Annotated in this window: 24 protein-coding genes; 8 read left to right on the forward strand and 16 right to left on the reverse strand. The window is 71.8% G+C overall.

Annotation, left to right across the window (positions count from 1 at the left end; all coding sequences use genetic code 11):
* Positions 1-27 precede the first annotated feature (27 nt).
* The 3 genes from OO52_RS51685 (at position 28) to OO52_RS27075 (ending at position 1,580) form a co-directional block, all read left to right on the forward strand.
* Entirely contained in the window at positions 28-177 is a 150-nt protein-coding gene (locus OO52_RS51685; RefSeq protein ID WP_167347930.1) for a hypothetical protein, read from the forward strand.
* A 63-nt stretch (positions 178-240) separates the two neighbouring features.
* Positions 241-912: a potassium channel family protein gene (locus OO52_RS27070; protein ID WP_014675526.1), complete on the forward strand. Its 672-nt coding sequence runs from the start codon at positions 241-243 to the stop codon at positions 910-912.
* The gene (locus tag OO52_RS27075) at positions 912-1,580 is read left to right on the forward strand and encodes a potassium channel family protein (protein WP_014675525.1); all 669 of its coding nucleotides are present in this window, start codon (positions 912-914) and stop codon (positions 1,578-1,580) included. The genes OO52_RS27070 and OO52_RS27075 overlap by 1 nt, the downstream gene beginning before the upstream one ends.
* A gap of 125 nt (positions 1,581-1,705) precedes the next feature.
* On the opposite strand, the gene OO52_RS27080 is transcribed toward OO52_RS27075, so the two are convergent.
* The 8 genes from OO52_RS27080 to OO52_RS27115 form a co-directional block, all read right to left on the reverse strand.
* The gene (locus OO52_RS27080; protein ID WP_030647440.1) at positions 1,706-2,455 is read right to left on the reverse strand and encodes a DUF3159 domain-containing protein; all 750 of its coding nucleotides are present in this window, start codon (positions 2,453-2,455) and stop codon (positions 1,706-1,708) included.
* Between the two features lie 3 nt (positions 2,456-2,458).
* Positions 2,459-2,857: an OB-fold nucleic acid binding domain-containing protein gene (locus OO52_RS27085; RefSeq protein ID WP_078629620.1), complete on the reverse strand. Its 399-nt coding sequence runs from the start codon at positions 2,855-2,857 to the stop codon at positions 2,459-2,461.
* A gap of 80 nt (positions 2,858-2,937) precedes the next feature.
* Positions 2,938-3,657, reverse strand: a complete 720-nt coding sequence (locus tag OO52_RS27090) for a response regulator (protein ID WP_051818633.1) — start codon at positions 3,655-3,657, stop codon at positions 2,938-2,940.
* The gene (locus tag OO52_RS27095; protein ID WP_030647444.1) at positions 3,651-6,209 is read right to left on the reverse strand and encodes a sensor histidine kinase; all 2,559 of its coding nucleotides are present in this window, start codon (positions 6,207-6,209) and stop codon (positions 3,651-3,653) included. Before OO52_RS27095 ends, OO52_RS27090 begins: the two co-directional genes overlap by 7 nt.
* A 136-nt stretch (positions 6,210-6,345) precedes the next feature.
* Complete coding sequence (locus OO52_RS27100; RefSeq protein WP_030647446.1) at positions 6,346-7,074, reverse strand: ABC transporter ATP-binding protein; 729 nt, start codon at positions 7,072-7,074, stop codon at positions 6,346-6,348.
* A 185-nt stretch (positions 7,075-7,259) separates the two neighbouring features.
* Positions 7,260-8,021, reverse strand: a complete 762-nt coding sequence (locus OO52_RS27105; protein WP_014675519.1) for a DUF3710 domain-containing protein — start codon at positions 8,019-8,021, stop codon at positions 7,260-7,262.
* 1 nt (position 8,022) lies between these two features.
* Positions 8,023-8,574, reverse strand: a complete 552-nt coding sequence (gene dut, locus OO52_RS27110; RefSeq protein ID WP_030647449.1) for a dUTP diphosphatase — start codon at positions 8,572-8,574, stop codon at positions 8,023-8,025.
* The gene (locus OO52_RS27115) at positions 8,571-9,155 is read right to left on the reverse strand and encodes a PaaI family thioesterase (RefSeq protein WP_030647453.1); all 585 of its coding nucleotides are present in this window, start codon (positions 9,153-9,155) and stop codon (positions 8,571-8,573) included. The genes dut and OO52_RS27115 overlap by 4 nt, the downstream gene beginning before the upstream one ends.
* A 127-nt stretch (positions 9,156-9,282) precedes the next feature.
* On the opposite strand from OO52_RS27115, the gene OO52_RS27120 reads away from it, so the two are divergent.
* Complete coding sequence (locus OO52_RS27120) at positions 9,283-9,747, forward strand: DUF3093 domain-containing protein (RefSeq protein WP_030647457.1); 465 nt, start codon at positions 9,283-9,285, stop codon at positions 9,745-9,747.
* Here OO52_RS27120 and OO52_RS27125 read toward each other — a convergent pair.
* From OO52_RS27125 to OO52_RS27140, 4 genes are all read right to left on the reverse strand, one after another.
* Positions 9,744-10,658, reverse strand: a complete 915-nt coding sequence (locus tag OO52_RS27125; protein WP_030647460.1) for a hypothetical protein — start codon at positions 10,656-10,658, stop codon at positions 9,744-9,746. The genes OO52_RS27120 and OO52_RS27125 overlap by 4 nt on opposite strands.
* 13 nt (positions 10,659-10,671) lie before the next feature.
* Complete coding sequence (locus tag OO52_RS27130; protein WP_005481602.1) at positions 10,672-10,968, reverse strand: DUF4193 domain-containing protein; 297 nt, start codon at positions 10,966-10,968, stop codon at positions 10,672-10,674.
* 393 nt (positions 10,969-11,361) lie between these two features.
* Positions 11,362-12,618 (reverse strand): sensor histidine kinase, encoded by a 1,257-nt coding sequence (locus OO52_RS27135; RefSeq protein WP_030647463.1) that lies wholly within the window; start codon positions 12,616-12,618, stop codon positions 11,362-11,364.
* Between the two features lie 5 nt (positions 12,619-12,623).
* Entirely contained in the window at positions 12,624-13,277 is a 654-nt protein-coding gene (locus OO52_RS27140; RefSeq protein WP_003993508.1) for a response regulator transcription factor, read from the reverse strand.
* Between the two features lie 412 nt (positions 13,278-13,689).
* Here OO52_RS27140 and OO52_RS51690 point away from each other — a divergent pair, with 412 nt between their 5' ends.
* Positions 13,690-13,863, forward strand: coding sequence for a hypothetical protein (locus OO52_RS51690; protein WP_023546087.1), 174 nt, complete (start codon positions 13,690-13,692; stop codon positions 13,861-13,863).
* Positions 13,864-13,934: 71 nt separating this feature from the next.
* Here OO52_RS51690 and OO52_RS27145 read toward each other — a convergent pair whose 3' ends face one another.
* Together OO52_RS27145 and OO52_RS27150 are read right to left on the reverse strand one after the other, a co-directional pair.
* A complete protein-coding gene (locus tag OO52_RS27145; RefSeq protein WP_030647467.1) occupies positions 13,935-14,750 on the reverse strand; it encodes an inositol monophosphatase family protein in 816 nt (271 codons plus the stop codon).
* Positions 14,751-14,758: 8 nt separating this feature from the next.
* Positions 14,759-15,886 carry a ferrochelatase gene (locus tag OO52_RS27150; RefSeq protein WP_030647470.1) on the reverse strand — a complete coding sequence of 376 codons (1,128 nt, stop codon included), beginning with the start codon at positions 15,884-15,886 and terminating at the stop codon, positions 14,759-14,761.
* A 172-nt stretch (positions 15,887-16,058) separates the two neighbouring features.
* Here OO52_RS27150 and OO52_RS27155 point away from each other — a divergent pair, with 172 nt between their 5' ends.
* Both OO52_RS27155 and OO52_RS27160 read left to right on the forward strand, forming a co-directional pair.
* Positions 16,059-17,297 carry an MFS transporter gene (locus OO52_RS27155; protein WP_030647472.1) on the forward strand — a complete coding sequence of 413 codons (1,239 nt, stop codon included), beginning with the start codon at positions 16,059-16,061 and terminating at the stop codon, positions 17,295-17,297.
* On the forward strand, positions 17,257-18,576 hold the full coding sequence (locus OO52_RS27160) for a D-arabinono-1,4-lactone oxidase (RefSeq protein ID WP_030647474.1): 1,320 nt from the start codon (positions 17,257-17,259) through the stop codon (positions 18,574-18,576). Before OO52_RS27155 ends, OO52_RS27160 begins: the two co-directional genes overlap by 41 nt.
* Here the strand turns inward: OO52_RS27160 and OO52_RS27165 are convergent.
* Positions 18,500-19,279 (reverse strand): hypothetical protein, encoded by a 780-nt coding sequence (locus OO52_RS27165; RefSeq protein ID WP_030647476.1) that lies wholly within the window; start codon positions 19,277-19,279, stop codon positions 18,500-18,502. The genes OO52_RS27160 and OO52_RS27165 overlap by 77 nt on opposite strands.
* Positions 19,280-19,779: 500 nt before the next feature.
* Between OO52_RS27165 and sepH the strand changes: the two genes are divergently transcribed.
* Positions 19,780-20,820, forward strand: coding sequence for a septation protein SepH (sepH, locus tag OO52_RS27170; RefSeq protein WP_030647480.1), 1,041 nt, complete (start codon positions 19,780-19,782; stop codon positions 20,818-20,820).
* 60 nt (positions 20,821-20,880) lie between these two features.
* Here sepH and OO52_RS27175 read toward each other — a convergent pair whose 3' ends face one another.
* Positions 20,881-21,732 carry a sulfurtransferase gene (locus tag OO52_RS27175; RefSeq protein ID WP_030647482.1) on the reverse strand — a complete coding sequence of 284 codons (852 nt, stop codon included), beginning with the start codon at positions 21,730-21,732 and terminating at the stop codon, positions 20,881-20,883.
* Between the last annotated feature and the right edge of the window lie 47 nt (positions 21,733-21,779).

The raw sequence follows: 21,779 nt of genomic DNA on the forward strand, positions 1-21,779 counted from the left end.
CGCTTGTCATCGCACTTCGGAGGTTCCATGCCCGCGACCGCGGAGCTGATCGGGGCGCTGCTCGCCCTCGGCGGCCTCGGAATCCTGACCCTGTGCAGCGTGCGCAGCATCACTCGCCGACGGCTCCCGCCGCCACCCGCCGCACAGGGGTGCCCGCCGCGTGGCGCCCGTGTGTAGCTTTGGGCGTCGGTCTGAGACCCTGATGCTGAGCAGTAGCTTTTGGACACCGGAAGGACGGTCGTGCACATCGTCATCATGGGCTGCGGAAGAGTGGGTTCCGCTCTTGCCCAGACCCTGGAGCAACAGGGACACACGGTCGCCGTGATCGACCAGGACCCCACCGCCTTCCGCCGGCTGGGCCCGGGATTCGGGGGCCGCCGGGTCACCGGCGTCGGCTTCGACCAGGACACCCTGCGCGAGGCGGGCATCGAGGAGGCCGGCGCCTTCGCCGCCGTCTCCAGCGGTGACAACTCCAACATCATCTCCGCGCGCGTGGCCCGCGAGATGTTCGGTGTGGAGAACGTGGCCGCCCGCATCTACGACCCCCGCCGTGCCGAGGTCTACCAGCGCCTGGGCATCCCCACCGTGGCGACGGTCCGCTGGACCGCCGACCAGATGCTGCGCCGGCTGCTGCCCTCCGGTGCCGAGCCGCTGTGGCGCGATCCCACCGGCGGGGTGCAGCTCGCCGAGGTGCACGCCTCCCCGAAGTGGGTCGGCCACAAGATCAGCAAGCTCCAGGAGGAGACGGGCGTCCGGGTCGCGTTCCTGACCCGCCTGGGCGAGGCGATCCTGCCCACCTCGCAGACGGTGCTGCAGGAGGGCGACCTCGTGCACGTGATGATGCGGACGGACGACGTGGACAAGGTCGAGGCGGCGTTCGCCGGTGGCCCGGAAGAGGAGGGCGGTCACTGATGAGGGTCGCCATTGCCGGAGCCGGCGCCGTCGGCCGCTCGATCGCGGGCGAGCTGCTGGAGAACGGCCACGAGGTCCTGCTGATCGACAAGGCGCCGACCGCCATCTCGGTCGAGCGCGTGCCGCAGGCGGAGTGGCTGCTCGCCGACGCCTGCGAGATCACGTCCCTGGACGAGGCGGCGTTGCAGCGCTGCAACGTCGTGATCGCCGCGACCGGCGACGACAAGGTGAACCTGGTCGTCTCGCTGCTCGCCAAGACGGAGTACGGCGTTCCGCGCGTCGTGGCCCGGGTGAACAACCCGAAGAACGAGTGGCTGTTCAACGAGGCCTGGGGTGTCGACGTCGCCGTCTCCACGCCGCGCCTGATGTCCGCCCTGGTGGAGGAGGCGGTGAGCGTCGGCGACCTGGTCCGGCTGCTCCGCTTCAGCCACGGCGACGCCAACCTCGTCGAGCTGACCCTGCCGGAGGAGTCGGCGCTGGCCGGCACCCAGGTCGGGGACGTGCAGTGGCCGGAGGACACCTCCCTGGTCACGATCATCCGCGGCACCCGCGTGCTGACCCCCTCCAAGGAGGACTCCCTGGAGCCGGGCGACGAACTCCTCTTCGTGGCCGCGCAGGCCCGGGAGGAGCAGCTCGAGGACCTGCTGTCGGTGCGGCGGGAGGACTGACCGCACGACGACGAAGGGCGCCCTTGGTGACAAGGGCGCCCTTCGTCGTCGTGAGCCCGCCTGGCCGTCGTAGGCCCGCCCGCGTCTTCCGGCGGAGCCCGAGCGACTCTCCTCGCGGAGCCTGCCTAGCTCTCCCTGCGGTGCCGGCCGCCGGCCGCCTCGGCGGCGGCCTTCCTCTCCTCGGCCGCCTTCTCCTCCGCCTCCATCTCCGCGAACACGTCGATGGGCGCGGGCGCCTTCGCCAGGAAGACCCAGGTCAGCCACACCGCCAGCAGGAACGGCGGGATCTTCAGGATGACCAGGACCCAGCCGAGCTGCGTGGTGTCGGCCCACCAGTACAGCGGGAAGAGGATCGCGCACTTGGCGAGCAGGATCAGGCCCCAGGCCCAACTGGCCTTGGTGTACGCCTTCTTGCGGCCGGGGTTACGGGTGCGCCAGGAGAGGTTCTCCTTGAAGATCGGGCCGAGGATGAGACCCATCAGGGGCACACCGGCCAGGGTCGTGACGATGTAGGCCAGCGCCATGCCCAGCGTGTAGAGCATGCCGGGGAGGTAGAAGTTCTTGGCGTTGCCGGTGAACATCGCGAACACGACGCCGAAGGCCACACCGAAGACACCGCTGAAGGCGTGCTTGACGGTGTCCTTCATCGCCAGCCGGACGACGACCAGGATCAGTGACAGGGCCAGCGCGGCGATCGCCGCCATGTGCAGGTTCTTGTTGACCGTGAAGATCGCGACGAAGAGCAGGCCCGGCAGGACCGTCTCGACCATGCCGCGGACCCCGCCGAAGGCCTCGAACAGCGCCGCCTCGGTCACCGCGCGGGCGTCGGGCTGAGTCTGGTCGGTGTCTTGGGTCGGCTTGTCGAGGGACGTCACCGGCTACTCCCGTCCGAGGGGTCGCAGTTCGTATTTCGGGTTGAACAGCACCCGGCGGCCCCGGCTCATCGAGATCCGGCCCGATGCGATCAGCTTGCGCCCCGGTTCTATCCCCACGATGGAGCGCCTGCCGAGCCACACCACGTCCAGCGCGGCGGAGCCGTCGAACAGCTCGGCCTCCAGGGCCGGGACTCCGGCGCGCGGGCGCAGGGTGACCGTGCGCAAGGTACCAGTTACGGTGACGATCTGGCGGTCGTGACAGTCACCGATCTTCGTACATCCGGCCGTCTCCGCGTCCTCGCGCAGCTCCTCCGACTCCAGGTCCTCCTGCGACGAGGAGAGCCGGTCGAGCATGCGCCGGAACCGGCCGGCCGGCTTTTCGGAACGAGGAACAGCAGTCATACCTGAAGCGTACCGGGGTGCGCCGACAGGGCCGTAGCGCAGCTCACTTCCGCAGCACGGCCCGTCCCCGCGGCCTCGGCTCACGTCTCGAACCGGTAGCCCATCCCCGGCTCGGTGATGAAGTGCTTCGGGTGCGACGGGTCCGACTCCAGCTTCCGCCGCAGCTGGGCCATGTACACCCGCAGGTAGTTGGTCTCGGTCCCGTACGACGGCCCCCACACCTCCTGGAGCAGCTGCTTCTGGCTGACCAGCCGGCCGGTGTTGCGGACCAGCACCTCCAGCAGATGCCACTCGGTCGGGGTGAGCCGGACGTCCTTGCCGGCCCGGTTGACCTTCTTGGCGGCGAGGTCGACGGTGAAGCCCTCGGTCTCCACGGTCGTCACGTCGTCCTCGCCCGGCCCGGCCGGCTCCGCCCGGCGGACGGCGGCCCGCAGCCGGGCCAGCAGCTCGTCCATGCCGAACGGTTTGGTCACGTAGTCGTCGGCGCCCGCGTCCAGCGCCTCCACCTTCTCGTCGGAGGAGTGGCGGGCGGACAGCACCAGGATCGGCACCCGGGTCCAGCCGCGCAGCCCCCTGATCACCTCGACGCCGTCCATGTCGGGCAGGCCCAGGTCGAGGACGACCACGTCGGGGTGGCGGGAGGCGGCGAGTTCCAGCGCGGTCCTGCCGTCGGGGGCCGCGTCGACCTCGTACTTGCGCGCCTTGAGGTTGATCACGAGGGCGCGCACGATCTGCGGCTCGTCGTCGACCACGAGCACCCTCGTGGGGGTCTGGGGGGACCCCCCAGCCGGGCTCACCATGTGGCCTGCCTTTCCGGTTCTGTACGGGACTCCCCGGCAGGGAGCGGCTCGGGACGCTGTCCTGCCGCGCGCAGGCTCAGCACCATGGTGAGCCCGCCGCCCGGCGTGTCCTCGGCGGTGAGGGTGCCGCCCATGGCCTCGGCGAAGCCCCGGGCGACCGCGAGGCCGAGCCCGACGCCGGCACCGCGCGGAGCGTCACCGTACCGCTGGAAGGGCTCGAAGATGCGGTCCTTGGCGTCGTCCGGGACACCCGGGCCGCGGTCCACCACGCGCACCTCCACGCGGTCGGCGATGGCGCTCGCGGCCACCAGGACCCGCCGCCCGGGCGGGCTGTACTTGACGGCGTTCTCCACCAGGTTGGCCACCGACCGCTCCAGCAGCCCGGGGTCGACGGCGACCATGGGCAGCGTCTCGGGCACGTCGAGCTCCACGCTGTCCTCTGGTACGCCGCCGAGCGCCATCGGTACGACCTCGTCGACGTCGATCTCGCGGATCAGCGGGGTGACCGTGCCGGTCTGGAGGCGGGACATGTCCAGGAGGTTGCCGACGAGGTGGTCGAGCCGGTCGGCGCCCTCCTCGATGCCCTCCAGCAGCTCCGCCTGGTCCTCCTCGGACCAGGCGACGTCGTCGGAGCGCAGGGAGGACACGGCGGCCTTGATGCCGGCCAGCGGGGTGCGCAGGTCGTGGCTGACGGCGGCCAGCAGGGCGGTGCGGATGCGGTTGCCCTCGGCGAGCGTGCGGGCCCGGTCGGCCTCCTCCTTCAGGCGCCTGCGGTCGAGCACGACGGCGGCCTGGGCGGCGAACGCGGCGAGCACCCGGCGGTCCGCCGCGGGCAGCACCCGGCCGGTGAGGGCGAGCGCCATGTGGTCGCCGACGGGCATGTCGACGTCGGCGTCCTCGGGGCGTTCCAGCGGCGGCCCGAGGCCGGCGCGGCCCGCGCACGTCCAGGGCGTCACGTCGCTCGCGCGTTCCAGCAGGGCGGCCGACTCCATGGCGAAGGTCTCGCGGACCCGCTCCAGCAGTTCCTCCAGGCTCGTCTCGCCGCGCAGCACGTTCCCGGCGAGGAAGGAGAGGATCTCGGACTCGGCGCGCAGCCGGGCGGCCTGGTGGGTGCGCCGGGCGGCGAGATCGACGACCGAGGCGACCGCCATCCCCACCCCGAAGAAAATCGCGATGGCGACGATGTTCCTGGGGTCGGCGACGGTCAGCCGGTGCAGCGGCGGGGTGTAGAAGTAGTTCAGCAGCAGCGAGCCGAAGGCCGCCGAGGCCAGCGCGGGCAGCAGACCGCCGAGCAGGGCCGCCGCGACGGTGACGGACAGGAACAGCAGCATGTCGTTGGCGAGGCCGAGGTCGACGTTGTTCAGCAGCACCGCGAGGATCGCGGGGCCGGCCAGACCGACCGCCCAGCCCCAGATGATCCGCGCCCGCCCGAGCCGGCCGCCTCGTGCCACGGGCAGCCCCCGGCCCTTGGCGACCTCTTCGTGGGTGACGATGTGCACGTCCAGGTCGGGCCCGGAGTCCCGGGCGACCGTGGCGCCGACGCCGGGCCCGAAGACGTACTGCCAGGCCTTGCGCCGGGAGGAGCCGAGCACGATCTGGGTGGCGTTCACCCCGCGCGCGAAGTCGAGCAGGGCGGCCGGGACGTCGTCGCCGACCACGTGGTGGAACGTTCCGCCCAGGTCCTCGACCAGGGTGCGCTGGACGGCCAGCTCCTTCGGGGAGGCCGAGGACAGCCCGTCGCTGCGGGCGATGTAGACGGCCATGACCTCGCCGCCGGCGCCCTTCTCGGCGAGCCGGGCGGCCCGGCGGATCAGCGTGCGCCCCTCGGGACCACCGGTCAGGCCCACCACGATCCGCTCCCGGGAGCCCCATATCGTCGAGACCCGGTGCTCGCTGCGGTAGGCGTTCAAGTAGGCGTCGACCCGGTCGGCCACCCACAGCAGCGCCAGCTCGCGCAGGGCGGTGAGGTTGCCGGGGCGGAAGTAGTTGGACAGGGCCGCGTCGACCTTGTCCGGCTGGTAGATGTTGCCGTGGGCCATGCGGCGGCGCAGTGCCTGCGGGGACATGTCGACCAGCTCGATGTCGTCCGCCCGCCGTACGACCTCGTCCGGGACGGTCTCCCGCTGCCGCACCCCGGTGATCGACTCGACCACGTCGCCGAGTGACTCCAGATGCTGGATGTTGACGGTGGAGACCACGTCGATGCCGGCGGCCAGCAGCTCCTCGACGTCCTGCCAGCGCTTGGCGTTGCGGGAGCCGGGGACGTTGGTGTGGGCCAGCTCGTCGACGAGGGCGACGGCGGGCGCCCGGCGCAGGACGGCGTCCACGTCCATCTCGCCGAAGACGGCGCACCGGTACTCCAGCTCCTTGCGCGGCACCTGCTCCAGACCGTGCAGCATCACCTCGGTGCGCGGCCGGCCATGGCACTCCACGAACGCGACCACGCAGTCGGTGCCCCGCTCGACCCGGCGGTGCGCCTCGGCGAGCATGGCGTAGGTCTTGCCCACACCCGGTGCCGCACCGAGGTAGATCCGAAGCTTGCCGCGTGCCATGGCCCCATTGTCTTCCCGTGCCCGTCGCCTACGCAGCGTCGACCTTACGGCCACGATCACGGCGAACGGGACGGGGAACGGGAGCAGCGGGCAACCTTGACGGAACCCTGATGGGACCGCCGCCGGGCCGCACGGCTCAGTGCTCGGTGATCTCCCCGTCGCGCAGCTCCAGCACCCGGTCGGCCAGGTCCAGCAGGGTCGCGTCGTGCGTGGCGACCAGCGCCGTGACCCTCCCCCAGTGCCCCAAAGGGCCTGGGAGGTGCCCCCAGCTGTGGACGACGGCCCGCAGCAGCTCCATGACGGCGTGCCCGGTCTCGGCGTCGAGCTGACCGGTGGGCTCGTCGGCGACGAGCAGGGCGGGCCGGTTGGCGAGGGCCCGCGCGATGGCGACCCGCTGCTGCTGGCCGCCGGACAGCTCGCCCGGCCGCTGGGCCGCGTGCCCGGCGAGTCCCACGAGGGAGAGCAGCAGCTCGACCCGCTCCTCGCGCTCACGCGGGTCGGCACGGCGCAGCCGCAGCGGTACGCCGACGTTCTCGGCGGCGCTCAGGATCGGGATGAGCCCAAAGGACTGGAACACGAACCCGACCCGGTCCCGTCGCAGCCGTAGCAGCTCGCTCTCGCCGAGCTGGGCGAGGTCCCGTCCCTCGACCTCCACACGGCCCTGGTCGGGGGTGTCCAGCCCTCCGACGATGTTCAGCAGGGTGGTCTTGCCCGACCCGGAACGCCCCTTCAGGGCGACGAGTTCTCCCCGGGGCACCTCGAACGACACCCCGCGCAACGCGTGCACGGCGGCGGCTCCCACGCCGTACGACTTGTGCACGCCCTCGACCCGCACCATGGTCTCGGTGACGACCTGACCGCTCATGCCCCTCCCCCATCGACCGGCCGCCAGTATCACCGGAGGGGACAGCGCCCCGGAAGGGGCGCGGGGAACTGCGCGAGCGACCACGAGTAACCCGCACTCGGCACTGACAGGCCCCCAACGGCTCGACCCCGCAAAAGCGGGCCGCACCCCCGGGGGGCACGGCCCGTGTATCGCTGCTGAAGCCGTCAGCGGACTTCCGTGATCTCGGGGCCCCGCTGCAACTGTCCCATCCCGCCGGAGAACCGCGAGCCCTCCTCCTGCTGGACCCCCTCGGGGACCATCTGCGCGTCGTTCGGCAGCTTGAGGACGATCGGGTCGCGCGGGGCCATCGGGCCCTCGCCGCGGACCACGACGGTGTCCCGGAAGATCTGCTCCAGCAGCCCGGCGGCCTGCGGCTGCACCGCGCCCTGGCCGGAGATCACTCCGCGCAGGAACCAGCGCGGGCCGTCCACGCCGACGAACCGGACGACCTGGAAACCGCCGGTCCCGTCCGGCAACTGCACCGGCACCTGCGCGCGCAGCTCCCACCCGAGCGGGCCCTCGACCTCGTCGACGATGCCACCCTGCTGGGTGATGCCGGACGCGATCTCCTCGCGGACCTCGCCCCAGATGCCCTCGCGCTTGGGCGCGGCGAACGCCTGGAGCTGGATGGCGCTGTCACGCAGCACGACGGTCGCGGCGACGATGGCGTCACCGGCGACCTCGACCCGCAGCTCCATGCCGTCGACGCCCGGTACGAACAGACCGCCGAGGTCCACGCGGCCCTCTGCCGGGTCGCGCACCTCGCTGCTGTCCCACGGCCCGTCGGGCCGGGGCCCGGGCTCCAGCCGGACGCGCTCGCGCTCGGCCTCCTCCTCGTCCGCCTCGGTGTCGACGCTGTCGACGACCTGCTCGGCCTCGCCGGCCGCGTCCTCGGCGGCACCCTTCTTCTTGCGACGTCCGAACACGTCACTGTCCTTCCCGGTCGGATACGACCGAAGCGTATCGATTCCCACCCGTCGGACCGCCCTCGGCGGCCTGACCGCTTGTGCCGCTGTCGTCGCCCACCGCGGCATGGCCACCGGTGGACCCGAAGCCCCCCTCGGCCCGCGCCGAGCCGGGAAGTTCCGCGACCTCCTGGAAGCGGACCCTCTCGACCTGCTGGACGACCAGTTGGGCAATCCGGTCGAAGCGCTCGAACCGCACGCTCTCGCGCGGGTCGAGATTCACCACGATCACCTTGATCTCCCCACGGTACCCGGCATCAACCGTCCCCGGGGCATTCACGAGGGCGACACCGCAGCGGGCGGCGAGGCCGGAACGCGGATGCACGAAGGCCGCGTACCCCTCGGGCAGGGCGATCGACACACCCGTGGGGAGGACGGCCCGTTCTCCGGGCGCCAGCTCGCACGCCTCGGTGGTGCGCAGATCGGCTCCGGCGTCCCCGGGGTGCTCGTACGCCGGGAGCGGCACGTCCGCATCGACGCGCCGGATGAGGACGTCCAGCGGGTCTCGGTTCACGGGTTCACCTCGAAGGCGCGGGTGCGCCGGATCTGGTCCGGGTCGTCCATGGCGGCCCGGATCTCCGCCGGGCGTCCGTGGTCGATGAAGTGGTCCACCTTGACCTCGATGAAGAGGGCGTCGGCGCGGACGGCCACCGGCCCGTCGGGGCCGCCGATGCGCCCGGTGGCCGTGCAGTAGATCTTCCGCCCGGCGACGGCGGTGACCTCGGCCTCCAGGTACAGCGTGGTGCCGACGGGCACGGGCCGCACGAAGTCGGTCTCCAGCCGTCCGGTGACGGCGATGGTGCGCAGCAGCCAGTTCAGCGAGCCGAGGGTCTCGTCCAGGGCCGTGGCGAGCACTCCGCCGTGCGCGAGGCCGGGGGCGCCCTGGTGGGCGGGCTGCACGGTGAACTCCGCGGTCAGCGAGACGCCCTCGCCGGCGCGGGCCTCCAGGTGCAGTCCGTGCGGCTGTCCGGGGCCGCACCCGAAACAGTGTTCGTAGTGGGCACCGAGGAGTTCCCCGGGCGCGGGCGCGTCGGGGTGCCGTACGGGCTTTCCCGCGTCGGCGGGAGGCTGAAGAGCTGCGGAACTACCACTCACAGCCGCAGACCTTACCGCCCGTCCCTCACCCACCACCGCCCCTGCTCGACGGCGCCCCACTCGACGGCGCTTCGCGCCGACTGCCCCGACTCCGGCCGGTTCCGGATCCCGTGCCAAGCTTGGCTTCATGCAGCTCTCCGCCACCCCGTACGAAGAACGCCTCACCGCCCCCCGCTCGTGGTGGCTGATCAGCTTCCTCGTGGGCGTCTCGTTCGCCCTGATCCTGCTGCCCTTCGGCACCCTGCCGCTGCTCGGCGGCCTGGTCGGCGGTACGGCCGCGGCGGCGGTGGTGGCCAGCGCCTACGGCTCCCCGCGCATCCGGGTCGTGGGCGACTTGCTGATCGCGGGCGAGGCGAAGCTCCCGGTGGCGGCCCTGGGTGAGGCGGAGGTCCTGGACGCGGAGGAGGCCCGCGCCTGGCGGACGTACAAGGCCGACACCCGGGCGTTCCTGCTGCTGCGCGCCTACATTCCGACGGCGCTGCGCGTGGAGGTCACGGACCCGCAGGACCCGACGCCGTACCTGTACCTGTCGACGCGGGAACCGGAGAAGCTGGCCGCGGCGATCGAGGCGGCCCGCAAGGCGCACGCCTAGAGTTCGCCGGGCAGTTCGCGCAGTCTCAGCGGCTCCGCCGGCTTCTCCAGCGGCGGCAGCTCGGGCAGCTCGTCCCACGGCACCTGGATCTTGCGCAGGTCGGCCCGGATGCGGGCCGCGAGTCTCTTGGTGTCCCGGCGGTTCATGACCGCCCCGACCGTGGCCCCGACCATGAACGGCATCAGGTTGGGAAGATCGCGGACCATCCGCTTCATGATCTGCTGGCGCAGCTGGCGCTTCATGTGCCCGCCCATGGCCGTGTCGTAGGTCGACGGCTTCATCACGTCGATCCCGCGCTCCCCCGACCAGGAGGACAGATACGCGGAGGAACGGGTCTTGAGGTTCCCCGGCGGGCGTACGCCGTAGACCTCGTGCAGTTCGGCGATGAGCTTGAGCTCTATCGCGGCGACCCCGGTGATCTCGGCGGCCAGCTCGGTCGGCATGGCGGGCGGCACCGGCAGCATGGCCGCCGCTCCGATCCCGGCTCCGACCGTCGAGGTGCCGGCCGCCGCGCCCGCCACCAGCTTGTCGGCCAGTTCCTCGGGTCCGAGACCGGGGAACTGCCTGCGCAGGGTCGCGAGGTCGCGTACGGGGATACGCGGGGCGATCTCGATGATCCGGTCCGCGAGGTACGCCAGCCCCGCGCGGGCCCGGCTGCCGCCCTTACGGGTGCCTTCCCGGGCCAGATCCCGGGCCTTCTCGCGGATCACCGCCGCCCGGCGACGGGCGACGGGTGCGGGGTGCTGCGCCGGCGCGGGCAGGTTCTCCCGGTCGGCCGCCGGTTCGAGCGGGGCTCCCGCTCCCGGGGAGCCCCGCTCGTCGTCACGCGCGCCGTGCGGGCCGTCGGTCGGCCCTGGGTCCGCTTTCCGCAGGGGGAAGCGGCGCTTCCGAGGAGGGGTCGAGCCAGACACGGCCGACCCGTCCTCAGTCGCAGTCGCGGCAGATCGGCTGGCCGTTCTTCTCCCTGGCCAGCTGGCTGCGGTGGTGCACCAGGAAGCAGCTCATGCAGGTGAACTCGTCCTGCTGCTTCGGCAGTACCCGGACGGCCAGCTCCTCGTTCGAGAGGTCGGCGCCGGGCAGTTCGAGGCCCTCGGCGGCCTCGAACTCGTCGACGTCCACCGCCGAGGTGGACTTGTCGTTCCGCCGGGCCTTCAGCTCTTCAAGGCTGTCCGAGTCGACGTCGTCGTCGGTCTTGCGTGGAGTGTCGTAATCGGTTGCCATAGTCGCTCTCCCCCTCTGGGTGTCTGCGGTGTCTCCAGCGCACGTAACGCGTGAGAGGCCGGACTTGTGCCCGACCTGAGGCGGAGATTTTGCCTCACATCAAGGTCTGTTACTCAATCGACACCCAACCCGACCCCTCAAGAGTGATCGGCTTGGATGGCGGTGAGGACCGTACACGGTTCGAATGCCGCACCTCAAAGGCGCCTCACCGTGTACTTCCCGTGATCAAGAGCCCTGAAAACCCGGACTTTCCCGGCTTTCCACCTTCTGTCATGATCACCGTGCGTACATGGCCGGAAATCCGCCCATGTGATCGATCACACAGGAAGAACCACGTACGGCGGTCGAAAAATTCCGCGCGAAGCGAACAACCTCCGCGTGTGTCCGTCCTGATCACAGCGGCAGGGTGACGCGCATCACCAGACCGCCGCCCTCCCTGGGCTGGGCCAGGATGTGGCCGCCGTGCGCGCGGGCCACGGACCGGGCGATGGACAGGCCGAGGCCCACCCCCTTGTCACTGCCCGTCCGCTCGGTACGCAACCGCCGGAAGGGCTCGAAGAGGTTGTCGATCTCGTACGCCGGCACGACCGGCCCGGTGTTCGTGACGGTCAGCACCGCCTGCCCGTGCTGGATGTCGGTGTTCACCTCGACCCAGCCGTCCTCCGGCACGTTGTACCGCACGGCGTTCTGGACGAGGTTCAGCGCGATCCGCTCCAGCAGCACGCCGTTGCCCTGCACCACGGCGGGCTTGCGCTCCCCGCGGACCTTCACGCCCTTGGCATCGGCCTCGCCGTGCACCTGGTCGATGGCCTGCGTGGCGACCTCGGCCAGGTCGACCGGCTTGCGCTCGACGATCTGGTTGTCACTGCGGGCGAGCAGCAGCAGCCCCTCGACGAGCTGTTCGCTGCGCTCGTTGGTGGCGAGCAGGGTCTTGCCGAGCTGCTGGAGTTCCATCGGCGCGTTCGGATCCGACAGGTGCACCTCGAGGAGCGTGCGGTTGATCGCGAGCGGGGTGCGCAGCTCGTGCGAGGCGTTGCCGACGAAGCGCTGCTGGGCGGTGAAGGCCCGCTCCAGCCGCTCCAGCATGTCGTCGAAGGTGTCGGCCAGTTCCTTCAGCTCGTCGTCCGGGCCGTCCAGCTCGATCCGGCGGGACAGGTCCGAGCCGGCGACCTGGCGGGCGGTGCGGGTGATCCGGCCGAGCGGGGACAGCACACGGCCGGCCATCGCGTAGCCGAACGCGAAGGCGATCACGGCGAGGCCCAGCAGCGCCAGCAGGGAGCGGCTGAGCAGGTTGTCCAGGGCCGCCTGGCGCTGCTGGTCCACGCAGTGCGCGATGGCCTCGTTGAAGTCCGACAGCGGCACCGGGCCGGAGTTGATCGCGGTGACCGCGGGACAGTTGTCGCTGGTGACCTTGATCGCCGAACCGCTGACGATCTTGAACAGCGGCTGGTTGCCGGTGCTGATCGCCTGTGCGGCGAGCAGATAGATGATCGACAGCAGCAGGATGCCGGCGATCAGGAACATGCCGCCGTAGAGCAGCGTCAGCCGTATGCGGATGGTCGGGCGCAGCCACGGGAAGGGCGGCTGCGGCCTTCTGGGGTCCCATGTGGGCTTCGGGGGCGCCTGGGGCGGCGCGGGTGTCGTGGCCACGGGGATCAGATCCGGTAGCCGGAGCCGGGGACGGTGACGATGACGGGCGGCTCGCCCAGCTTGCGGCGCAGGGTCATCACCGTCACGCGCACCACGTTGGTGAACGGGTCGGTGTTCTCGTCCCAGGCCTTCTCCAGGAGCTGCTCCGCCGAGACGACCGCGCCCTCGCTGCGCATCAGCACCTCCAGCACGGCGAACTCCTTGGGCGCGAGCTGGACCTCCTTGCCGTCGCGGAAGACCTCGCGGCGGTTGGGGTCGAGCTTGATGCCGGCGCGCTCCAGGACGGGCGGCAGCGGCACGCTGGTCCGGCGGCCGAGGGCGCGGACGCGCGCGATCAGCTCGCTGAACGCGAACGGCTTCGGCAGATAGTCGTCGGCGCCGATCTCCAGGCCCTCGACGCGGTCGCTGACGTCGCCGGAGGCGGTGAGCATGAGCACGCGCGTGGGCATGCCCAGCTCGACGATCTTGCGGCAGACGTCGTCGCCGTGGACGAGCGGGAGGTCGCGGTCGAGGACGACCACGTCGTAGTCGTTGACGCCGATGCGCTCCAGGGCGGCCGCACCGTCGTACACGACGTCGACGGCCATGGCCTCCCGGCGCAGTCCGGTGGCCACCGCATCGGCGAGCAGCTGCTCGTCCTCGACGACGAGTACGCGCACGTCGCTTGTCCTTCCTGTGTCCACCCGCGAAGACGCGCCGGGGGCGCGTGCGGGCAGGGGTGTCCGTGGATGTGACCCCCATCCTGCCCTTTTCGGCCATAAGTCGGCTGTAAGACGGGGTCCGGACCGCAGGGACGGGGGTCCGTGGGCGGGGAATACGAGAATTTCTCCTCCGGTTGAGGTTTCCCCGGAGGGGAGCGGGGGGAGGACGGCTTTACACCCCGCGATCACGCTCTGCATGTGCCGCAGCACCATGCGGTACTTCGGCCTCCGCTTCGCAGAGCGGGCGTGGGTGTCCGGCACCGTCGCCGCCCGGCCGGGCAGCGCTGGGCACCTGCGAGAGCCGTGATCGCCCCTTCCTACGGCACACCCCCGTGCCACCTACCCACGACCCTGGACGAGGGGGCGCAGCATGGACGCTTTCACCGCAGGACTTCTGCAGCGCATAAGGGCGACCGAGTCCGACCTGTCGCGGGCTCGTGACGAGGGCGATGACTTCCTCGTCGAGGTGGAGCAGGCAGAGCTCGACGACCTGCGACGCCTCGCCGCCGAACACGGTGTGGAGGTCGGCGCGTCACGCGTCTGATCGGCCCGAAGCGCAAGGAGGGACCCCGGCGAATCCAGCGCCGGGGTCCCTTCGCGTGCCCGCTCTCCGGGTCAGTCGTGCCAGGCGCCGAGGTCCTCCAGCAGCCGCTGGAGGGGCTCGAAGACGCCCGGCGACCCGGCCACGGTCAGGTCCCGTGACGGCCGCTCTCCGGGCCGCCCGCCGGTCTGCGCGCCGGCCTCCCGGGCGATCAGGTCACCCGCCGCGAAGTCCCACGCGTGCAGCCCCCGCTCGTAGTACCCGTCGAGCCGGCCGCAGGCCACGTCGCACAGGTCCACCGCCGCCGAGCCCCCGCGCCGGATGTCCCGCAGCACGGGGATCAGCCGGGCGGCGATCTCGGCCTGGTGGGTGCGGACCTCGGTGACGTAGTTGAAGCCGGTGGAGACCAGGGCCTGGTCCAGCGGGGGCGCGGGGCGGCAGGCGAGCGCCCGCTCGCCCTGCCACGCGCCCGTGGCCCAGGCGCCGCCGCCGCGCACCGCGTGGTACGTCTCGCCGCGCATCGGAGCCGCGACGACCCCGACGACGGTCTCGCCGTCCTGCTCGGCGGCGATGGACACCGCCCAGGTCGGCAGGCCGTACAGGTAGTTGACCGTGCCGTCCAGCGGGTCGATCACCCAGCGGATGCCGCTCGTGCCCTCGAGGGAGGCGCCCTCCTCGCCGAGGAAGCCGTCGTCGGGGCGCTGTCCGGAGATCAGTTCGGTGATCAGCTTCTCCGCCGCGATGTCCATCTCGGTGACGACGTCGATGGGGCTGGACTTGGTCTTCGCCACGGCCAGGTCGGCGGGGCGGCCGTCGCGCAGCAGCTCGCCGGCGCGGCGGGCGGCCTCCTTGGCCAGTTCGAGCAGGTCCTGGTGCAGGGCGTCGGTCACGGGTCTCCTCACGCGTAGGGGCTGTCGGCGCCCGCGGCGGCGGGGCGCGGGGCGCGGGCCGGGCAGCAGCCGACCGGGCAGACCTGGTGGCTGGGGCCGAGCGCGCCCAGGGCACAGGGGGTGACCTCCTGGCCGCGCTCCACGGCGGCCCGCTCCAGGATCAGCTCGCGGACGGCCGCGGCGAACCGCGGGTCGGCGCCAACGGTTGCCGAGCGGCGCACTGGCAGGCCCAGTTCCTCGGCCTTGGCCTTCGCCTCGGTGTCGAGGTCGTAGAGGACCTCCATGTGGTCGGAGACGAAGCCGATGGGGGCCATGACGACGGCCGGGACACCGGCGGCGTGCCGCTCCTCCAGGTGGTCGCAGATGTCCGGTTCCAGCCAGGGGATGTGCGGGGCGCCGGAGCGGGACTGGTAGACGAGCCGCCAGGGATGGTCGACGCCCGTGCGCTCGCGGACGGCGTCGGCGATCAGCTGGGCCACGTCCAGGTGCTGCTCGACGTAGGCACCGCCCTCGCCGTGGGACTCGACGGGGCCGGAGGTGTCGGCGGCGGAGGTCGGGATGGAGTGGGTGGTGAAGGCGATGTGGGCGCCCGCGCGGACGTCCTCGGGAAGGTCGGCGAGGGAGCGCAGCACACCGTCGATCATGGGTTCGACGAAGCCGGGGTGGTTGAAGTAGTGCCGCAGCTTGTCGATCCTCGGCAGCTCCAGGCCCTCGGCCTCCAGGGCGGCCAGCGCGTCGGCGAGGTTCTCCCGGTACTGGCGGCAGCCCGAGTAGGAGGCGTAGGCACTGGTGGCGAGGACCAGGATGCGGCGGCGGCCGTCGCCGACCATCTCGCGCAGCGTGTCCGTCAGGTACGGCGCCCAGTTGCGGTTGCCCCAGTAGACCGGCAGCTCCAGGCCGTGGTCGGCGAAGTCCTTGCGCAGGGCGTCCAGCAGGGCGCGGTTCTGGGCGTTGATGGGGCTGACCCCGCCGAACAGGAAGTAGTGCTGCCCGACCTCCTTGAGGCGTTCCTTGGGGATGCCGCGCCCGCGCGTGACGTTCTCCAGGAACGGGACCACGTCGTCCGGGCCTTCGGGGCCGCCGAAGGAGAGCAGGAGCAGGGCGTCGTACGGGGTGGGATCGAGCGCGTCTGGCATGAGTCGATCCTGCCACCCGGCACTGACAGCGGGGAAACGCCGGGGTGAAGAGTCAGGTTCAAATCGGTTTGATGCGGTTTCTCCGGATGTCATAACGGGTGCAATTAGGATGCCCTCACTCGTAAGCTGTATCAGCCGCATTCGCGCCTTACCGAGCCGCTCCGGAGACCACGTGCCCAGCCCCTACAGAGCCCTGTTCGCCGAGCCCGGCACCAAGGCCTTCTCCGCCGCGGGATTCATCGGGCGGATGCCGCTGTCGATGATGGGCATCGGCGTCGTCACGATGGTCTCCCAGCTCACCGGGCGGTACGGCCTCGCGGGCGCCCTGTCGGCCACCATCGCCCTGTCCGCCGCCGCGATCGGCCCGCGGATCTCCCGGCTGGTGGACCGGCACGGCCAGCGCCGGGTGCTGCGCCCCGCGACCCTGGTGGCCCTGGTGGCGGCGGCCGGGCTGCTGCTCGCCGCCCACTTCCGGTGGCCGGACTGGGTGCTGTTCGTCTGCGCGGCCGGGATCGGCTCGGTGCCGAGTCTGGGCGCGATGATCCGGGCCCGCTGGGCCGCGCTGTACCGGGGCACCCCGAAGCTGCACACCGCCTACTCGTTCGAGTCGGTCGTGGACGAGGTGTGCTTCATCTTCGGGCCGATCATCTCCATCGGCCTGTCCACGGCCTGGTTCCCGGAGGCGGGCCCCCTGCTCGCCGCCTGCTTCCTGGCGGCCGGCGTCTTCTGGCTGACCACCCAGCGCGCCACCGAGCCGGCCCCGCATCCGCGCGAGCCGCAGGGCGGCGGCAGCGCCCTGCGCGCGGCGGGGCTGAAGGTGCTGGTGGCGACCTTCGTGGCGACGGGCGCGATCTTCGGAGCCGTGGACGTGGTCACCGTCGCCTTCGCCGACGAGCGCGGTCACAAGGGCGCCGCGAGCGTGGTCCTGGCGGTGTACGCGGCCGGTTCCTGTGTCGCGGGAGTGGTCTTCGGACTGCTGCGTTTCAGCGGTGCGCCGGAACGTCGCTGGTTGCTGGGCGTGGCGGCGATGGCCGTGAGTATGATCCCCCTCCTACTGGTCGGAAACTTGCCGCTTCTGGCCGTGGCGCTGTTCGTGGCGGGACTGTCCATCGCACCGACGATGATCACGACGATGTCCCTCATCGAAGAGCACGTACCGCGCGCGCAGCTCACCGAGGGCATGACCTGGGTGAGCACCGGCCTCGCCGTCGGCATCGCGGTCGGTTCCTCCGTGGCCGGCTGGGTGATCGACGCGGCCGGGGCACGGGCCGGGTACGGGGTTCCGGCCGTGTCCGGGGCCGTCGCGGTCGCGGTCGGTTTCCTCGGGTACCGCCGGCTGCGCAGGCCGGCCTCGGGTCGGGGAGGCACCGTTGAGCAGCACAGCGAACGGGAAGAACGGCACCTGGCGTAACTGGGGCGGCAATGTCTCCGCCCGGCCCGCCCGGCAGGTCACGCCGGCCTCGGTGGAAGAGCTGGCCGGTGCGGTGAGCCGGGCCCGGGAGGACGGCCTGAAGGTGAAGGCGGTCGGCACCGGGCACTCCTTCACCTCGATCGCCGCCACCGACGGTGTGTTGATACGCCCTCAACTGTTGACCGGTATACGCACCATCGACCGGGCGTCCATGACGGTCACGGTGGAGGCGGGCACCCCGCTCAAGAGACTCAACGCCGCTCTCGCGCGCGAGGGCCTCTCGCTCACCAACATGGGCGACATCATGGAGCAGACCGTGTCCGGGGCCACCAGCACGGGCACGCACGGCACCGGCCGCGCGTCGGGCTCCATCGCCGCCCAGATCAAGACACTGGAACTGGTCACGGCCGACGGCTCGGTGCTCACCTGTTCCGAGAAGGAGAACCCGGAGGTCTTCGCGGCGGCCCGCATCGGCCTCGGCGCCCTGGGCATCGTCACCGCGATCACCTTCGCCGTGGAGCCGGTCTTCCTGCTCACCGCGCGGGAGGAACCCATGCCCTTCGAGCGGGTCCTCGCCGAGTTCGACGAGCTCTGGGCCGAGAACGAACACTTCGAGTTCTACTGGTTCCCGCACACCGGCAACACCAACACCAAGCGGAACAACCGCAGCGCCGGCCCCGAGCAGCCGGTGGCACCGCTGGCGGGCTGGATCGAGGACGAGTTCCTCTCCAACGGCGTCTTCCAGGTGGCCCAGTGGGTCGGCCGCGCGGCCCCCGCGACCGTTCCGGCGATCGCGCGGATCGCCAGCAGGGCCCTGTCCGCGCGGACGTACACGGACATCCCTTACAAGGTCTTCACCTCACCGCGCCGGGTGCGCTTCGTGGAGATGGAGTACGCCGTCCCGCGCGCGGCCCTGGTGGAGACGCTGCGCGAGCTGAAGGCCATGGTCGACCGCTCCGGGCTGCGCGTCAGCTTCCCGGTCGAGGTGCGCACCGCCCCGGCCGACGACATCACCCTGTCCACCGCCTCCGGCCGGGACAGCGCCTACATCGCCGTGCACATGTTCCGGGGCACGCCGTACCAGGCGTACTTCACCGCCGCCGAGCGGATCTTCACCGCGCACGAGGGGCGTCCGCACTGGGGCAAGGTGCACACGCGGGACGCGGAGTACTTCGACCGGGTGTACCCGCGCTTCGGCGAGTTCACCGCGCTGCGGGATCGTCTGGACCCGGACCGGCTGTTCCAGAACGACTATCTGCGGAGGGTTCTGGGGGCGTAGACGTCGCGGCCGACGGGCTGGGCGCACTGGGCGTGGGGACCGGGGTGGTGGGGACGCCGCTCGGTTCTCCGCTCCGCCCGGAGTCCGGCTGCCCGGTCGGCTGCCCGCCGGGCGAGTCGCCGGGCGCCGGGGGCGCACTGTGGCTCGTGCCACCGCCGGTGGAGGGCGCGCGCTCCGGGGACGGGGTACCCGAAGGGGCGGGAGTCTCCTCGGACTTGGCGCCGGCGGAGCCCCGGCCGGTGACGGCGTCGCTGACCGTCGTACCCGTACCGCCGCTGAAGTTGTTCCCGGAGACCAGCTCGTAGGCCGTGATGCCGGCCAGCGTGACCCCGAAGACCAGGGCGGCGGCGACCAGCGGGCGGCGCCGGCTCCTGGCCCGCGCGCGGTAGACGGTGCCCTCGGTGAACTCACCCGGCGGCGGGGACCCTTGCCGCCCCGGTGCCCACGCCTCCCGCTCCACCGGCGGCCGGGCCGCCACCGCGGTCTTCTCCCGGAGCTGCTCCCCGGTCCGCTTGAAGAAGTGCTGGAAGACCGAGCCGCCGCAGGTGGCGACGACGCTGACGACACCCGCGCCGAGGATCGTGCCGTACACCCCGAAGTACGAAGCCAGTTTGGCCGCCACCACCGCCGCCAGGGCGCTGCCCGCGACCTGGGGGACGTTCAGGTCGATCCGCTTCCGACCCGTATCGGGCGTCTCACGCATACCCGGAACTTGCCTGCCTTTCCCATGCCTCACTGAACACTTGCCGCAGTCGACGACATTGACCGACCGACTGCACGAGAAAGGGACGTACGGACGAAACCATTAGTTCCGTTTCTGGTGATTGCGTGAAGTTCGCCACGTTCATGATCCACAAAACCGGTTGCGGACGGCCAAGTCGCACGCCTTGCCAGAAGTTGGGCGGCGCGCCAATCCACGCACGTGGTCCAAATGGAGTACTGTTGCGAGCCCTGGGTCCGGTCTCCCACCAGGGTGCCCGCGGCCTTGCAGGATCGCCGGGAGGGGGCTAGTTGCACAGGGTGACGGAGTTGGTCACTTAGCGTTGCGAACAGGTAACCGTGCCATAACGGCGGTCCCGGGCCCGTGCCCGACACGCCGGGCAACTCGGCAAGGTTGTGGCAGGCTGCACCCGGGCAGGCCACACTCGACTAGCGGAAGCAGCGACGCACGTGACGTCGGCAGGCACCACCCGGGAGGTCCCCATGCCCGAACTGCGTGTCGTGGCCGTCTCGAATGACGGCACACGGCTGGTGCTGAAGGCTGCCGACTCTACGGAGTACACGCTTCCGATCGACGAACGGCTCCGCGCCGCCGTCCGCGGCGACCGGCCCCGCCTCGGCCAGATCGAGATCGAGGTCGAGAGCCATCTGCGCCCGCGGGACATCCAGGCGCGGATACGAGCCGGTGCCACGGCGGAAGAGGTCGCGCAGCTCGCCGGCATCCCCGTCGACCGGGTACGGCGCTTCGAGGGTCCGGTACTGGCCGAACGCGCCTTCATGGCCGAGCGGGCCCGCAAGACCCCGGTCCGCCGCCCCGGCGAGAACTCCGGCCCGCTGCTCGGCGAGGCCGTGCAGGAGCGGCTGCTGCTGCGCGGCGCCGAGAAGGACACCGTGCAGTGGGACTCCTGGCGCCGCGACGACGGCACCTGGGAGGTCCTCCTCGTCTACCGGGTCGCGGGCGAACCGCACTCGGCGAGCTGGACGTACGACCCGCCCCGGCGGCTCGTCCAGGCCGTCGACGACGAGGCGCGCTCGCTGATCGGCGAGTCCGACGACCTCGCCGTTCCGGAGCCGAGCTTCCCGTTCGTCCCGCGGATCGCCCGGCTGCCGCGCGAGCGCTCCATGGACCGCGCCCTCGACCGGAGCGACCGGGAACGGCCCAGCCTGCCCGCGCCGTCGTCGGAACCGGCCGAGGAGAGCACGGGCGAACGCGACTCGCTGACCAGCCTGCTGGAGGCCGTGCCGAGCTTCCGGGGCGACCTGGTGGTCCCGGAACGCCCGTCGGAGCCCGTGGAGGAGACCGAGGAGGAGCCCGCCGCCGAGGAGCCGCCGGCGCCCGCCGCGTCCGCCGGCTCCGCCTACGCGGACGTCCTCATGCCGCGCTCCGTCGGCAGCCACCGTGACCGGCTCATCGGCGCGACCGACCGGCAGGCCGAGGCCGACGGCGTACGCCCCGGCCGCCGCGCCGCCGTGCCCAGTTGGGACGAGATCGTGTTCGGCACGCGCCGCAAGAAGCAGGAGTAGGACTGTCGTAACGACGGACGAGGGGGCACGCCGCGCGTGCCCCCTCGTCCGGCTGCCCGGTTACTGCGGATCGGCCCCCACCGCCACCGGCCGGGACGGGTCCCCGGACCACTCGGACCAGGAACCGACGTACAGGGCCGCCGGAATGCCCGCCACGGCCAGCGCGAGGACCTCGTGGGCGGCGGAGACGCCCGAACCGCAGTACACGCCCACCTCGGCGTCCTCGGAGACCCCCAGGGCCTTGAAGCGGTCCCTCAGCTCCGCCGCGGGCAGGAAGCGGCCGTCGGGGCCCACGTTCTCCGTCGTCGGTGCCGACACCGCGCCCGGGATGTGCCCGCCCACCCGGTCGATCGGCTCCACCTCACCGCGGTACCGCTCCCCCGCGCGGGCGTCCAGCAGCACACCCGTGCGAGCGAGGGCCGCGGCCCCGTCCGCGTCCAGCAACCCCGCCGCGCCCGGCGTCGGCTCGAAGTCGCCCTCGGCCGGGACCGGCGTCCCGGTGGACAACTCGCCCTCCCAGGACGGCAACCCGCCGTCGAGGACCCGCACGTCCGGGTGACCCGTCCAGTGCAGCAGCCACCACGCGCGCGCGGCGGCCCAGCCCTGCCCGCCGTCGTACACGACGACCGGCCGGGCCGCCGACACGCCCGCGCGGCGCATCGCGGCACCGAACTCCGCCAGGTCGGGCAGCGGATGCCGGCCGTGCGCGCCGGGCGCGGCGGCCAGCTCCCGGTCCAGGTCGACGAAGACCGCGCCGGGGAGGTGGCCGGCCGCGTACTCGGCGCGCCCGTCGAAGGCCGGCGCGCCCGCGGCCTTCGCCGTGCTCAGCTGCCAGCGCACGTCCAGCAGCACCGGCGGGTTGCCGCCGGTCAGCTCGTGTGCGAGTTCGGATGCGGTGATGATGGCTCTCATGGCGTCCATCCTTACGCCAGGGGTGGCCGCGGCGTCCAGGTCCCGCT

Source organism: Streptomyces flaveolus (genome assembly GCF_000716535.1).
Lineage (GTDB): Bacteria > Actinomycetota > Actinomycetes > Streptomycetales > Streptomycetaceae > Streptomyces > Streptomyces flaveolus_A.